Origin of the sequence: Methanobrevibacter sp. V14 (genome assembly GCF_963082475.1) — an archaeon.
Taxonomy (GTDB): Archaea; Methanobacteriota; Methanobacteria; order Methanobacteriales; family Methanobacteriaceae; genus Methanocatella.
Map to the genome: position 1 here is coordinate 66107 of NZ_CAUJAM010000009.1, position 15323 is coordinate 81429.

Here is a 15323-nt window from a genome sequence, read left to right on the forward strand (position 1 = left end):
GCAAAATGGAACATATACATTTAAAGACAAGGAATTTATCTTTCACATATCCCGATGGAACTGAAGCTTTAAAAAATATAAATATTCAAATCAACAAAGGAGAAAAAATAGCTATTATGGGACCAAACGGCGCCGGCAAATCAACATTATTTTCTCATTTTAATGGTTTATCTGAGCCTACCTCCGGACATGTTGAAATTGATGGAGAAAAAATTGTTTTTAAACGTGAAGAGCTACTTAAAGTTAGGCAAAAAGTAGGAATTGTATTCCAAGACCCAAATGACCAATTATTTGCACCAACAGTTAGGGAAGATGTTGCATTCGGACCGATGAATTTAGGCCTTGATTATGATGAAGTTAAACGAAGAATAAGCGAATCCCTAGAAATGGTAGGCATGAGCGGATTTGAAGATAAAACTCCTCATCATTTAAGTGGAGGCCAGCAGAAAAGAGTTGCTATTGCAGGCATCATTGCAATGAAACCTGAAATAATGATTCTTGATGAACCAACTGCAGGTCTTGACCCTGAAGGTGTTGATAAAGTATTAAATATCCTAAATAAACTTAACAGCAAAGGAATAAGTATTGTTATCTCATCACATGATATAGAAATGGTTAATCAATTTGCTAATAAAATTTATGTTTTATATGATGGCGAAATAATAGCATCAGGCGATAAACATCAAATATTTTCAGATAAAAAATTATTAAAAAAAGCCCATTTAAAATCACCAATAACTACTGAAATATTATACAAATTAAAAGAAAATGGCTTGAATGTGGATACTGAAAAAAGTGGAATAAATGAGACAGTTGAAGAAATATTAAAAGTAAAAAAAGATTAGCTAGAAGATTTCTTTCTATTTTTAAATCTTTCTTTAATTTTTTTTATAAATTCAAATTCCTCGTCAAGTTCTGGATGGTTTCCAAATCCACAATTGGGACAATGGATTTGATTTCAGTTATCATGTTTTCCACAGCTTGAACATCCCCTATTCGCTACTTCATTTTCATCGAATTCAAAACCGCACATTCTACATTTCATAATAACCCTCCAATAAAATTAATTTAAAAAAAAAAAATAAAAAATAAAAAAATTGAAGTTATTTCACTTCAATATTTTTAGCTTCTTCTTTACGAAGACAAATGTCATATCCTTTAATACTCATTTCGATAGGATCACCTAAAGTAGCTACTTTTTTAATTTTAATTTCTGCTCCTTTAACGAATCCCATACCTAATAAGTGTCTTCTTAACCCCACATCACCAGTATCATGGTATTTTACCAGTGTTACTGTTTCACCAGGAGTTACATCTTTTAAGGTTTTCATTTTATCACCAACTAAATAATTAAAATAAATTTTAGGCATACTAAATTTTGTATATGCAAATATATAAATATTTAGTACAAACTAAAAATTTAAAATGACAATTAGAATAATCTAATCATCATCTTTTGGAATTTTTACACCTTTAATTCGACTTCTACTATTCATAGAACACAATTAAAATCCTGCCAATAAACCGACATTGTAAATTATTAATGATACAATATATGCAGTTACTAAAGTAATGGCGGACATAGTTAAAGGCCATTTCCAACTGTTGGTTTCTTCTTTGATTGCACCGATAGCTGCAAAACAAGGAACATATAATAAACAGAAAGCCATGAAAGAATATGCAGACAATGGATTAAATGTATCGTGAATCATTGAAGCGATTCCATCCTCATCATCTTCTTCAAGTCCAGCCAATGTACCTAATGTAGCTACTACAATCTCTTTAGCAACTAAACCAGTGATAACAGCAATACCTGCTTGCCAGGTTCCGAAACCAAGAGGGGCAAATATAGGTGCAATTGCACTACCAATAATACCTAGAACACTTTGTTGTGATCCGTATTCTACACCGAACGGCAAGTAACTTAAAATCCATACAATGATGGTTGCACCAAGAATAATAGTACCTGCTTTTCTAAGGAATCCTTTAGTTTTCTCCCAAGTGTGTAATAATACACCTTTTACAGAAGGCACTTTATAAGTTGGAAGTTCCATTACAAATGGAGCAGACATTCCTTTGAACATGGTTCTTTTGAGGATGGCTGCAACAATAAGCGCCACAACAATACCCAACAAGTAGATGGATAATAAAATCATACCTTCGTTTGCAGTAAAGAATGCTGCAACAAAAAGAGAATAAATTGGTAATCTTGCAGTACAAGACATGAATGGAATAAGCATCATGGAAAGTAAACGATCAGATTCGTTTTCCATGGTTCTGGTTGCCATGACTGCAGGCACTCCACAACCAAATCCTAAAATCATTGGGATGAAAGCTTTTCCGTGAAGACCTACAAGAGTGTGCATAACTTTATCCAAGGTAAATGCAGCTCTTGCCAAATAACCACTGTCTTCCAATATACTTAAGAATAAGAACATGAAAATAATTTGCGGTAAGAACACAAGTACTCCACCTACACCACCAATAAGTCCGTTTTGGATAAATGAAGTAGCCATTTCATTACCTACCATACCTCCCAAGTATTCTCCTAACCATGCAAACCATCCGTCGATAGCATCACAAAACGGCGCTGCAATGGTAAATGTTAACTGGAATAATAAGTACATTATAACAATAAATATGATAGGAGCTAAAATCCTATTGGTTACAATTTTATCTATTTTATCTGTAGTGGATTCTTTTTCAATAGCTGGTCTTTTTACAGCTTCAGCCATTAATCCACCAATAAATGCATATCTTGCATTTGCAACAACTTCTTCTGCACCTTCCTTGTAAATATTTTGAAGGTGCCCTGCTACTTTGTCTGTTTCAGACATAATAGCTGAACTTTGAGAAGATCCTTGAACCTTTTCAATAACAATTGAATCTCTTTCTAACAATTTGATTGCAGTCCATGCTGAAGGAACATCTAATAAATTATTATCTTTTTCAATTAAAACTTGTAAATTCCCTAAGTGTTCTTTTAGTTCGTCACCATAGGATAATTTGGCACTGGAATCAATTGGATTTGCAGCTTGTTTTTCAACAGTGTTTAATAAATCTTCAAATCCTTCACCAGTTTTAGCATTGATTTCAACAACTGGGAATCCTAAAAGCTCACTCATTAAGTTAATATCAATTACATGATCTTTTTTCAATGCAAAATCGTTCATATTAAGTGCCATTACTAAATTAGCACCAAGTTCCATCATTTGAACTGTTAAATATAAATTACGTTCTAAATTAGCAGCATCAACTAAATTAACAATAACATCAGAGTCATCATCTACAATGAAATCTCTAGATACGATTTCTTCCATAGAATGAGCACTTAACGCATAGTTACCTGGTAAATCTATAACCTCATAGTTGTAACTTCCATGGGAAAAGCGACCTTCTGCTCTTTCAACTGTCTTACCCGGCCAGTTACCTACATGTTGGCGCATACCAGTTAATCGATTGAATACAGTAGTTTTACCCACGTTTGGGTTTCCTGCTAATCCTACAATTAATTCTGTCATTAACCATTCTCCCGTATTTTTTAACTTTTTATGAATAATATTCTCTTAAATATTAATCATTACTAAAAAAATTTTTTAGTTTAAGTCACTAACTAACAAAAATTAGGTTAACCTAAACATATTATGTTTTGGTTTTTATATTATATAAATATTTAGGCACATTAAAAAATTTAGAATATTACATGCTAAACAAAACTTTAGTTAAAAACTTTTTTCTGATATTAAAATTTATTTTTGTAATTTAAATTCCAATAAATTGTATATCGTTGAATAAGTTAAGTTGATAAATAAACCAAAAAATAATTTATCACTTAAGCTTAAAAGTTTCTAAAAATTAGACTCTTTCAAAAACTTGTGTGATAACTAATTTTTTCGATTAATCTATTCATTTAAATTTTTCAAAATAACTGATTAATTAGCTTTAAATTATAAAAATAACTCCAAATATTAAGAAAAAGTTTTTAATAAAAAACTTGCAAATATTTAAATCAAACAAGTTTTTGAAAGTGCCAAAATTTAGGCATACTATAATTACTTATATTAAAAGAATAATATTATTACAGAGAAAATAATTCAGTTTTATCAAAAGGTTGATATAATGAGTGAGTCCATTGAACAAGCAAAACAATATATAGCTAGTAAAAATTGTAAAGAGGCACTGAAATTAGCTAGAAAACGACATGGAAAAGATGATATTGAAAGTTATATCGGCATTTTAGACTTATTAATTAATGAAAATTACCTCCTTGCACTTGAAGAGAAAGGATTATATTACCAATATTATGATGAAAACCATGATGGCGGAGATTACGGTGAAAAATACTTTGATCAATATCTAGAAAAACAACCACGCTCTGTTAATGTAATCTGTGATAAAGCATTATCCAGATTTAATAAAGGTAGAATTGAAGAAGCTTTAGAACTTATGGACAAGGCTTATGACAAATATAAATCATATTCACAAATTGAAAAACCAAGGATCAAGAAAAAAGAGGTTTTAATGGGCAAAATTGAGCTTCAAATTCAAGCAAAAGAATATGGAGGCGCTTTAGATAATTTAAATAACTATGAATCTCTATATGGGCTTGATGAAAAACTACAATTATATAAAGGTCAAATGCTTCAAAAGGCCGGGAAAAATAGAGAGGCTCTTGACTATTTAAATAAATCTTTAGAAACTGAAGACACCTTAGTTGGATTTAATGCAAAAGCTGATGCATTATATGAACTTAAAGAATACAAAGAAGCGCTTCACTGCTATAATCAATGTATCCAATATGAAAAAAGAGCTGAAGTCGATTTAGAATTGCTCACAAACTTCAATTATAAAGCTGCATTTTGCTGTGTTAAGTTAGGAGATGATCAGGAAGCAGTGAAACACTTAAATAAAACTATCAACATGCTTAATGAACACGGAAGACTTCCTAAAGATTTAGAAGAAATTTATCAAAAATGTTCTTTTGAAAAAGAAAGAATTATGAAAGAAGGGAAAGTTGAAGATAAGGAATTCAAGAAAACACACTTCGTCTCATCAAAATTTGCAATTTATGCATTAATCGTCATATTAATATTATATGTAATTTTAAGATTACATGGATACCATTAAATTTAATCATGCCTAAAAAAATTGGAAACCTTTATATACTATGACAACCAATTCTTATACAAGTGACTTAAATTTAGGTAAACCTAAATTTTTCACTTTAACAAACATATTATTAGTCAATAATAATACAATCTCCAAATATAAATATCGTGTTAAATTAGTTTCCACAATTTTCTAATTTAATGCTTGGAAAATTAACTGCCTAAATTTTCCAAAAAACACATTATTGGTGTTTAACTCTCCTCCAACAATTAAACACCAATTATTATCTCTTTTTAATATCCTTCCCCATCATAAGTATAAGGATCATCGTAAATTTCTTCGTCCCAATAGTTATACTCGATATAATCATCTATTTCTTGGTTTAAACCCCAATTATGATTATCATAATAAGTATATGCATTGAAATTACTTTTCACATCAATATTTTTAGTTTTCTTAGCTTTTTTATAATGGGAATCTCCGAAGAATTTCACTTTAACTTTGTATTCCCCCTCATTACACTTTACCAGGATTCCTTTATTATAGGATTTATAAACCCACTTATAATTACCATCTTTATCAGTGATAGTATAATTAACCATGCCATTGGATTTGATTTCACGTCCATCTTTATTAACTAATTTAATTACAATATATCCAGTATTATCAATAAAACAATCGTCCGTTGTGATTTTAACTTTAACTTTCTCTTTTGCAAAAACAGGACTTGCAACTAAAATACAAACAGACAAGATTGCTAAAATGATGATGATTTTTTTATTCATATTATAGACTTGTTACAAATAATATTTAAATATTAATATATCAATATAATAATCAAGTGATTTTTTTATGATTGAATATGATGATATAATTAAAGACTCCCCATTTCTTGTAAATCATTTGATTACATTAAGTAAAACCCATGATTTCTACATCACCAAACACATAAAAGCCAATACAGACATATTGCCCAGCCAATATTACATGCTACTATTTTTATATTATGAAATGGGCTCAACCCAATCAGATATTGCTAAGGCATGCCTTATGGATAGAAGTGGAGTTTCAAGAGCTTTTAAAGACTTTGAAGACAAAGGATTAATCATAAGAGAAATTGATGAAAAAAACAAAAGAGCATATAAAATCACTTTAACTAAAAAAGGAATTAAAACAGCTGAATTTCTAATTGAAAAGGAAAAGGAATGGGACGATATGATTTGTGAAGAATTAAATATCACCCGTGAGGAAACACTTAAATCATTATCCAAAATTTCAATGAAATCTTTAGAGTTTAATCGTGAAAAATTTTAATCATAACCTTGAGATTCTAAATAATCGTCAATCTCATAATTGTCCCCATATTCATAATGATCATAATAAGAACCAGGATCACTTCTAGATAACGAATGCCTATCAGGCACTACTGTGTGATATAATCAATGAAAAATATATTTTTTGCATCATAATAATTATATGAACCCTTAGAAGCATCAAAAACACCCTCAGGAAAGTTTTCTTCTTTAATTTTTAAAGATTGATTTAAATTGACGACTAAAAAGTTATCTCCACCTATATCCTCAGCAATATGATCATCATAATCAGCATGAGAAGGCATTAAAAAGAAATATGCAAATACAATCATTACAATGCCCATCAGGATAAGCAGCGCTAAAAACTTTGCCCTTGTCATAATAATATATTAACGATTTAATAACATTTATAATTATTGGAGTATGACAATTATATTAAAAGACTTAAATTTTATTAAATAAAAACAATAACAGTTAATTGCTTCAACAAAGTTTAAATTAAAATACATTCAATTAATAGCTATGATAGAATTAGTTATAGCATGTTTTATAGGAATAGCCATTGGAGCAACAACTGGGATGATACCTGGAATACATGTTAACACAGCCGGAGCAATAATATTTGCTTCCTCGACATTCTTATTAACAATAGTATCTCCCGAATTTCTATGCGTACTTATGGTTTCAATGTCAATAGCTCATGCACTGATTGAATTTATCCCTTCAATGCTTTTAGGAGTTCCACAGGAAGGCACAGCAACATCAATACTTCCAGGACATAGAATGGTACTTCAAGGCAGATCAAAAGAGGTTATTAGAATTGTATCCGTTGGAGGATTTGGAGCTATTTTAGTGACTATTTCAATGCTTCCACTTTTTGCAATAGTGCTGCCAACATTGCATGATGTAACAAAACCATTTACATGGATTATTCTTTTAGTTGCATCAATTTATCTAACCCATAGTTTAACTGGAAATTTTAGAGATTTCTTATGGTCTTTATTACTGTTTGCGTTATCTGGAATTTTAGGTTGGATCATTTTTCAAACACCTATTTCATCTGGAATTACATTAATGTGTGTATTTTCAGGATTATTTGGAATAAGTACCATAATATTCAGTTTAAATGATTCATCGACAATACCTCATCAGAATCCATTTTACGAGCTCAATATTGATTATGATAAATTTAAAAGTATTTTTGCAGGAGGAATGACCGGTGCGATACTTGGTTTTTTACCAGGTTTTGGACCTGCCCAAGGAACAGTGATCGCTCAAGCAGTGAGTGGAACAAACGATAATAAGGATGATGATACAGCAAATTTTCTTCTAGCAACTTCCGGACTGAATGTTTCAGATTGTCTTTTTTCATTAATTGCAATATACATTATTGGAAATCCCCGAAGCGGAATAGCCGTTTACATGTCTTATTTAATATTTGAAATGGGTTTGAATCACTTGGCAATTTTTATATTTGCATCACTGATAGCTGTTTCTGTTTCTCTTGTATTGTCATTGAAATTAGGAGATTCATTTTCAAGATTAATGAGTGGTGTTGATTATAAAAAACTCTCAATTAGTGTGATTGTGCTTCAAATTGCAATACTTTATTTGTTTATTTTCTATTACAAGGCCCCTGTAATTTATATGACATTAGCTTTGATTACTTCAACTGCAATGGGAATGCTTCCGCACTATATTGGAGTTGGCAAATCTCATTTAATGGGAGTTTTGATTATTCCAGCGATTGTGATTTATATGCAAATGTTTATTGGGTGATGAAATTGAAGACGACTTATTAAATGAATTTGAATATGTTAAAAGAGGAACTGGTTTAAATAATGTGTTGAATATTGCCATTAATGGTGCAAATGGTTCTGTCCTGATTGTTTCAGTGCGGTTCATTATACCTTCCTAAAAAAATATTTCATGAAAGGAACTTCCTCAAATGCAGGCAAAATATGAATGATAATTGGTGAAATTGAAATTAACCTCAAAGAAACAATAAGCAATTAATTAGGCCGGGAAATAAAATAGAAAAATCCTTCAAATATCCCGAAAGATATTGAAAAATGTTTGAAATGATTTTAAAAATAAATAATAAGAACTAGCTAGACCTTAAATACATTATCTGCTATTTTTTCAGCCTTTTTAACAAATCCTTCAGTATCTATTCCGGGAAATGCATCTATTAGACATAAATCAACATGATTAAAATCTAAATCTTCAAATGCACCATTTAATATTTCATAGCCCTCACGAATTCCATTGTATTCAAGATTACTTTTAAGTGCTTCAATCATTTCAGGATTTATATCATTGAATATTACTTTTTCAAAGCCGTATTTCAGTAAATAAATTCCTAATGCTCCAAGCCCGCACATTCCATCAATAGCCACTCCCTTTTTGACTTTATTATTTTCCAAGTAATTGTGAAGAGATACTAATTTTTGTTCGGTAGTAACGGCCACTTCTATATGATGCTTTGATTGATTTTTGACAATGACTATCTTATCTCCAATCAATGTCCTCATTACATTTACCTGAGTATCATCACCTTCAAGAATTTCAAAGTGATTAATTTGTGAGTTTTTATCTAATTGCCCTACTGTATTTCGGGCACTTCCCCTTAAAACGCATGTGACTTCTGGAACTTCATTAATCAGTCTTGATGCAATTTTGGAGTTGAAATCTGGATGAAGCAATATCAATGTATCCTCACCAATGAATTGTGGATTTAAACTGCTATAATAAAAATTAGATAAAGGAACTGGAGAATTACGTCTTAAAGTAGCTTTCTGGGAAACTGTTTCCTCTTCAATCATGATTTTTAAAATATGGCTCATGACTATGTCCAATGGCCTTTTTCCACAATCGCATTTCATATATTCTCCGTTGAGAATTTCAAAATCTATCAAATCTTTTAATGGCGAGAACTTTTTAATTTGAATATCACTGCATTTTTCACATTCCGCCAGTGATTTAATTTTATCATCAATGTTCAGGATAAAAACCACCTCCTGTATTACTATTGTTTTGGAAGTATAATAATGCTTTGAGCAGTAATAAAAACTATATTAATTAGTATTACTAATTAGTAATTATACCTAAAAATCGCCATTGGTGAAATTATGAATGAAGATACAATACCGCAATATGAAGTAGTGAGGCAAGATTATTCTTCCGATGAAAAAGTTCTTTTAGGAGAAATTCGTGAAAATTTGGTTGATTTAGCTATATCTTCAGGCAACAATTATCAGGTAAGTGAAGAGAAGTTATTAAATGACATTAAGAATTTTTTATTCAGAAGGTTGGATGCAAACAATCAAAATAATCACATCTCGAATGAATATTTAGATAGTTTATCTCAAAAGTTCCTCAGGGACATCATTGGATACGGAGAAATTGATCCATTAATCCAAGATGATGAACTTGAAGAAATCATGATAATTGGAACTGGCAAGCCACTTTTCGTATATCATAGAGAATATGGAATGATGAAAACAAATCTCAAATTTAAAAACAAACAAGAAATCAGAGATTTAATTGATTCGATAGCAAGGCAAATTAACCGCAGAATAGATCAGGAATCCCCAATTCTTGATGGAAGATTAATAGATGGCTCCAGAATAAACGCCACAATCCCCCCAGTTTCACCAGATGGCCCGTCTTTAACAATACGTAAATTTAGAAAAGATCCATTAACCATAATCGATTTAATTAATGCAAAAACAATTTCACTAGATCTTGCAGGATTTTTATGGTTATGCATTGATGGCCTTGGAGTTAAATCCGCAAATGCAATCATATCTGGTGGAACCAGTTCAGGTAAAACAACAACATTAAACGCTCTTTCAGCCTTTATTAACCCTAACGAGAGAATAATCACCATTGAAGACACATTAGAATTGCAAATTCCCCATGAACATGTCATTCGTATGGAAACTCGCCCTGCCAATGTTGAGGGTAAAGGTGAATTAACTATGAATGACTTAGTTAAAAATTCCCTAAGACAACGCCCAGATAAAATAATTGTTGGAGAAGTAAGAGCTCAAGAAGCAATAACTCTTTTTACTGCTCTAAATACTGGACATTCCGGTTTTGGGACATTGCATTCAAATGATGCAAGAGAAACCATAACTCGGTTAACTAATCCTCCAATGTCTGTTCCAAAGATAATGATTCAAGCAATTGATTTTATTATAATGCAAAATAGGATTTACACACCATCCGGAGTTTCTTTTAGAAGAATTAATGAAGTTGCCGAAGTCGTTGGAATTGAAGAGAACACCATACAACTAAATAAAATATTCCAATGGAATCCTGAAAGAGATACAATTGATAATGTAGGCATAACCAGCAATGCATTGGTTCAAATAGCAAAGTTAAGTGGCAGATCCATTACCGACATGCATAATGAAATTGAAAATCGGAAAATTGTTTTAAAGCATATGCTTAATCACAATATCCGCTCTGTTAGTGGAGTGAATAATGTTATAAAACTCTACTATAAGAATCCTCGAAAAGTTTTAAATAAAATTATATTGAACGGGTGATTTAATGTTTAATAACTTTTTTATCATGATAGGAGGAAGCGTACTATCTGTTGTTAATTTTTTTAAGAACATATCCTTTAAAAATATTAAAACAGACAAATTAAAATCAGATGATATCGATTCATCAATCTTTGAAAAGCTCGACTTAACAGCACAGCCCATTAAAAAAAGTGAAAGCAAACTTGATGAAATTAGAGATAAATCAGTTAAATACATGTTAAATAACAAGACCCTATTCATTTTATTTATCGGTCTGATTTTAATCAGCATTTTAACAAGTGCTGAAATAAGTGGAATCTATTTAATCAGCATTGTAATTTTATACATATTTTTGTTGTATTATCCTCAAATGAAAGAGCAGAGAGGATACAGTGATTTGAATCAGGAAATGCCTTATGCTTTACGACATATGGGGATAGAACTAAAAGCCGGAAATGGCCTTCATGATGCATTAATAAAAATTAGGGATGCGAATTATGGATCTCTTTCAAAAGAATTTACAATAGTTCTAGAAGAAGTGAAATTTGGTAAATCAACAGAGGACGCATTAATCGAAATGAGCCATCGAGTAAAATCTGAAGGCCTATCCCGTGCAATTCATCAGATTGTTGGAACTTTAAGGGTTGGAGGCAATTTAGCCAGAAGCTTAGAAATCATTGCAAGCGATATTTCATTTGATATGCAAATTAAACTAAAGGAATATTCTCAAAAACTTAATTCATTTATTTTGATTTATACATTTATAGCTATTTTAGCACCAGTAATAAGTTTAATAATGTTAATGGCAGGTTCAACAGTTATGGGAGACATTATATCTTCAGAATTATTATTTGTGATATATGCAATATTTTTTCCATTAGTTGTGATGTTTATGGGATTATTTATTAAAAAATTAGAGCCTAAAGTATAAAATAAGGGTTTAAATTACTGATTCAAACCCTTTTGATGCAAGTAATCCTACAAATGCACCTTTTTTATCCATTACTATATTTCCTTTAGAATATTGATCAATTGCTGCATTTACCATTGCAGATTTGATATCCGGATTGCTTGAAGCCGCATTGGCTGCCGCTTTTACAATATCCATTACAGCATCGGCTCTTGAAACACCATTGCCCCAATTTTCTTCACGAATTATGTCGATACCGCTGGCATTAGTTATCTCACCATTAATCTCCAATGGTCCTGCAGCAGAAAGTATTGCATCTAATGCTTGACTGTTTATTGCTACAACAGAATCTATTGTTGTATTAGTCTGATATTCAACAATCTCTTTAGCATAATTCATGCCAACATCATTATCCTCATCCCAAAATGCATCATGAAGCAGTAATGCAGAACCGGCACCTTGTTTTTGTGCCTCTAACGGTTCACTGGCGTTAGGGTGGGTCATGCCTCCCGGATAAATGGCTGTGTAATTTTTAAGTGTCCCATTTTCCAAATGAACAATAAATGCCATGTCACAAGCTCCAAGCCCTGGGCGATCTTCACCTTCATCAATTGCACATACTAAAATATTTTTATTTCCTTGAGTAAGCTCATTGTCATGTCCAATAAATAGCGAACCAGCAATTATTGCCACCAATCCAATGAAAACAACAATTAATATTGTAATGATGAGTCTTTTTGTCCTATCCATACTATTACCTACTAAGTTGTTTATTGCAAATATATTAATATTTTTATAAGTTCACTATAAATAACTTTAGTAACAAGTTTAATTAAAAAGAGTCAGATTTAATGATAGGTGAAATTAAATATGATGAACATATTTAATTTCGTGAGAGTAGTTATATGCTTTATTAAATTAGAAAAAGAAACTTAAACTAATTTAATAAATAATCGGAGTGTAGTAATATGGTTTTAATATAAAACCACACCAGCAATAAAAATTAGATTTTAGGTAGACCTAATTTTTTATCACTAATTATAGTGTTGTCACAAGGAGTATATAAATGTTTCTAATTTTTTAGGCACACCTAAATTAATGAAGTCCATTATAAAAATTTCGAAAAAGAGATAAAAATTGGTGTTTAGTGTTTGAGGAGAGTTAAACACCAATTAAGTTTTCTGGAAAATTTTGGCAGAATAATTTTCCATGTACCGAATCAGAAAATTGTGGAAAGCTAATTCAATACAAATATCTATATCTTGGAGATTGTATTATTATTGACTAATAATATGTTTTGTATAAGTGAAAAATTTAGGTATACCTAAATTCATGTCACTTGTATAAAAGTTGGTCGTCATAGTATATAAAGGTTTTGAATTTTTTAGGTGTGACTAAATTTTTTCAATTGAATTTCACAACCTCGATCATATATTTTTTCCATTTTGAGCTTTAAAATAATAGATTCAGTTACTTTTCCATTTCATTATGAAAACAGCCCCGATTAAACCCACCAACAAACCAATAATCAAACCAACGATTAATGGAGTGGTGAAATCGGATGATGTATCTTCATTGACATCAATAGCAACTAATTTTTGAACATTATCTTCGATAGACTTATTATCATCGCCACTAACAATAACCCTGTTTTTTAAATCAGGATGATCATTCAAATAATCCTCTACAGTATCCTGATAAGAAATAGCTAAAATTCTTTTATTCGGATTAGATAATGCATGTTCTAATTGGTGTTCAACATCACCTTCTGAAACATATTTATACACTTTAACATTATCCAAACCCAAATCGTCAACAATTGATTTAGCTAAAATTCCATTGCTTTCATTTGCCATAATCATCGTATCTTCAGTTAAATCAGCACCATGGGCACTAACTGAAGAAATGCCTACGAATAATATTAAACTTAATATTAATAACCCATAAATTTTCATTTTCATAATTAAACCTTCTCAACTTCTAAAATAGCGCTATTAGTTTTTGAAATAAATTCTAAAATAACAACTGTAATTAATCCTTCCATAACCCCAATCATCAAATAATAAGGCAATAAACTAGCAAACAAAACATTTAAGCTAGATGCTCCAGCAGCAGCTAAAATAAATATTTGAGCAAAAGTGGCTGCAAGAATGCCCATTAATGTTGAGATAAAAATCGCAAAGCGCATATTGATATTAAAAAATAGTTTATAAACTCCCCCCACAACAAAACTTAAAACAATACCCATGTCTAGAACATTAGCTCCCAAAGTAGTGATGCCCCCTTCGCCCAAGACAAGTGCTTGAACTAAAAGCGCTAAAAAAGAAACTAATGAAGTATTGCATGGACCTAAAATAAACACAACCAATGGAATTATAAATAAATGCATTGGAATTCCCATTGGTGATGGAATTGTTAGGGAAGTTGCAACAACCACAATGGCGGTTAAAACACCTGACAGCACCAAACGTTTTTCCATATTGGTCTTTTTTGAAACATGATAAAATGAAATGCTCAAAATAACAAGACCAATAATTAAATAAACCACACCTTGCTCAAAAGGAAGTAAACCATCTGGAATGTGCATTTATTCACCTATTTTAAGTTCCAATACAAGGAAAAATATAATAACTAATATTAAACTGGATATTTTACTTTTATTCATATAAACTCACTTAAACAATTATATAAAAAATTTATTTCTAAACGGATAACCTGGTTAAAATAAATCATGACAATATTGATATATTTATTATATATATTAATAAAATTTACTATAATAGTATTAATAATATTTAGACAACATTTGATTTTAGCCGGAAATAAAATTAAAAACATCCAATATTCCTTTAAAACAAAAAAAATTGTAATCGGCGACATATAAAATAAATAAAATCAGCAAATCACATCTCAACTGAGACATGTGAAAAAAATAGAATAAAATAGGAGTTATTAAAAATAACAACTCCAAATAATCAAATTAAGCAATAAAAAGTAATAATATCTACATTAATCTTCCAACGCCGGTAATCTCAATACTAGCAACGCCTTCAATAGCTGAAACCATTTCTTCAACAGGTTCAGATCCGCCTTCACCATCTTCAGTGATGAAATTTAAAATAATAGCAACCAAACCAAAAGCAATTGGTTCTTCAGCGATTTCATGAAGTTTTGCGCCTTCAGGCATTGAACTTTCAATAGTGGATTTGATAGCTTCCAAATCTACTTCAGGACTATCCGGCATGATTTTCATAGTAGTTAATACTTCACCCATTCTAATTCCTCCATTAAACCTATGGTCCTTCAAAACCACATTCGCATTTGTATTCATGGCCAAAAGTACGGCATTTTTCACATCTTGCAATTTTAGATCCACAAATTGGGCATTCGAATTCAACGAAAGTGCCAGTTAATGGAATTTCTTGTTTACAACTAATACATTCTACTGTTTTCATA

At 30.8% G+C, this 15323-nt stretch carries 17 protein-coding genes; 7 read left to right on the forward strand and 10 right to left on the reverse strand.

Going from position 1 to position 15323, the window contains the following annotated elements; genetic code table 11:
- Positions 1-5: 5 nt before the first annotated feature.
- Positions 6-845, forward strand: a complete 840-nt coding sequence (locus tag Q9968_RS07930) for an energy-coupling factor ABC transporter ATP-binding protein (RefSeq protein WP_305515191.1) — start codon at positions 6-8, stop codon at positions 843-845.
- 258 nt (positions 846-1103) lie between these two features.
- Here Q9968_RS07930 and Q9968_RS07935 read toward each other — a convergent pair whose 3' ends face one another.
- Together Q9968_RS07935 and feoB are read right to left on the reverse strand one after the other, a co-directional pair.
- Positions 1104-1331: a FeoA family protein gene (locus tag Q9968_RS07935; protein ID WP_305515193.1), complete on the reverse strand. Its 228-nt coding sequence runs from the start codon at positions 1329-1331 to the stop codon at positions 1104-1106.
- A gap of 174 nt (positions 1332-1505) precedes the next feature.
- On the reverse strand, positions 1506-3521 hold the full coding sequence (gene feoB, locus Q9968_RS07940) for a ferrous iron transport protein B (RefSeq protein ID WP_305515195.1): 2016 nt from the start codon (positions 3519-3521) through the stop codon (positions 1506-1508).
- Between the two features lie 598 nt (positions 3522-4119).
- Between feoB and Q9968_RS07945 the strand changes: the two genes are divergently transcribed.
- Entirely contained in the window at positions 4120-5127 is a 1008-nt protein-coding gene (locus tag Q9968_RS07945; RefSeq protein WP_305515197.1) for a lipopolysaccharide assembly protein LapB, read from the forward strand.
- A gap of 275 nt (positions 5128-5402) precedes the next feature.
- Here the strand turns inward: Q9968_RS07945 and Q9968_RS07950 are convergent, their stop codons facing one another.
- Entirely contained in the window at positions 5403-5894 is a 492-nt protein-coding gene (locus tag Q9968_RS07950) for a hypothetical protein (protein ID WP_305515199.1), read from the reverse strand.
- 67 nt (positions 5895-5961) lie between these two features.
- Between Q9968_RS07950 and Q9968_RS07955 the strand changes: the two genes are divergently transcribed.
- Positions 5962-6423, forward strand: coding sequence for a MarR family winged helix-turn-helix transcriptional regulator (locus Q9968_RS07955; RefSeq protein WP_305515200.1), 462 nt, complete (start codon positions 5962-5964; stop codon positions 6421-6423).
- A 109-nt stretch (positions 6424-6532) separates the two neighbouring features.
- On the opposite strand, the gene Q9968_RS07960 is transcribed toward Q9968_RS07955, so the two are convergent.
- Entirely contained in the window at positions 6533-6802 is a 270-nt protein-coding gene (locus Q9968_RS07960) for a hypothetical protein (RefSeq protein WP_305515203.1), read from the reverse strand.
- A gap of 142 nt (positions 6803-6944) precedes the next feature.
- Here Q9968_RS07960 and Q9968_RS07965 point away from each other — a divergent pair, with 142 nt between their 5' ends.
- Both Q9968_RS07965 and Q9968_RS07970 read left to right on the forward strand, forming a co-directional pair.
- The gene (locus tag Q9968_RS07965) at positions 6945-8201 is read left to right on the forward strand and encodes a tripartite tricarboxylate transporter permease (RefSeq protein WP_305515205.1); all 1257 of its coding nucleotides are present in this window, start codon (positions 6945-6947) and stop codon (positions 8199-8201) included.
- Positions 8194-8340, forward strand: a complete 147-nt coding sequence (locus Q9968_RS07970) for a hypothetical protein (protein ID WP_305515207.1) — start codon at positions 8194-8196, stop codon at positions 8338-8340. Before Q9968_RS07965 ends, Q9968_RS07970 begins: the two co-directional genes overlap by 8 nt.
- Positions 8341-8533: 193 nt before the next feature.
- On the opposite strand, the gene Q9968_RS07975 is transcribed toward Q9968_RS07970, so the two are convergent.
- Positions 8534-9439, reverse strand: a complete 906-nt coding sequence (locus Q9968_RS07975) for a methyltransferase domain-containing protein (protein ID WP_305515209.1) — start codon at positions 9437-9439, stop codon at positions 8534-8536.
- 114 nt (positions 9440-9553) lie between these two features.
- Between Q9968_RS07975 and Q9968_RS07980 the strand changes: the two genes are divergently transcribed.
- Both Q9968_RS07980 and Q9968_RS07985 read left to right on the forward strand, forming a co-directional pair.
- On the forward strand, positions 9554-10978 hold the full coding sequence (locus tag Q9968_RS07980; protein WP_305515211.1) for a CpaF family protein: 1425 nt from the start codon (positions 9554-9556) through the stop codon (positions 10976-10978).
- 4 nt (positions 10979-10982) lie between these two features.
- Entirely contained in the window at positions 10983-11888 is a 906-nt protein-coding gene (locus Q9968_RS07985; protein ID WP_305515213.1) for a type II secretion system F family protein, read from the forward strand.
- 9 nt (positions 11889-11897) lie between these two features.
- Here Q9968_RS07985 and Q9968_RS07990 read toward each other — a convergent pair whose 3' ends face one another.
- The 5 genes from Q9968_RS07990 to Q9968_RS08010 form a co-directional block, all read right to left on the reverse strand.
- A complete protein-coding gene (locus tag Q9968_RS07990) occupies positions 11898-12617 on the reverse strand; it encodes a DUF4012 domain-containing protein (protein ID WP_305515215.1) in 720 nt (239 codons plus the stop codon).
- Between the two features lie 716 nt (positions 12618-13333).
- Entirely contained in the window at positions 13334-13828 is a 495-nt protein-coding gene (locus tag Q9968_RS07995; protein WP_305515217.1) for a hypothetical protein, read from the reverse strand.
- A 2-nt stretch (positions 13829-13830) separates the two neighbouring features.
- The gene (locus Q9968_RS08000; protein WP_305515219.1) at positions 13831-14454 is read right to left on the reverse strand and encodes an energy-coupling factor ABC transporter permease; all 624 of its coding nucleotides are present in this window, start codon (positions 14452-14454) and stop codon (positions 13831-13833) included.
- A 417-nt stretch (positions 14455-14871) separates the two neighbouring features.
- On the reverse strand, positions 14872-15141 hold the full coding sequence (locus Q9968_RS08005; RefSeq protein ID WP_305515221.1) for an elongation factor 1-beta: 270 nt from the start codon (positions 15139-15141) through the stop codon (positions 14872-14874).
- A 19-nt stretch (positions 15142-15160) separates the two neighbouring features.
- Positions 15161-15322, reverse strand: a complete 162-nt coding sequence (locus Q9968_RS08010; protein WP_305515223.1) for a zinc finger domain-containing protein — start codon at positions 15320-15322, stop codon at positions 15161-15163.
- Between the last annotated feature and the right edge of the window lies 1 nt (position 15323).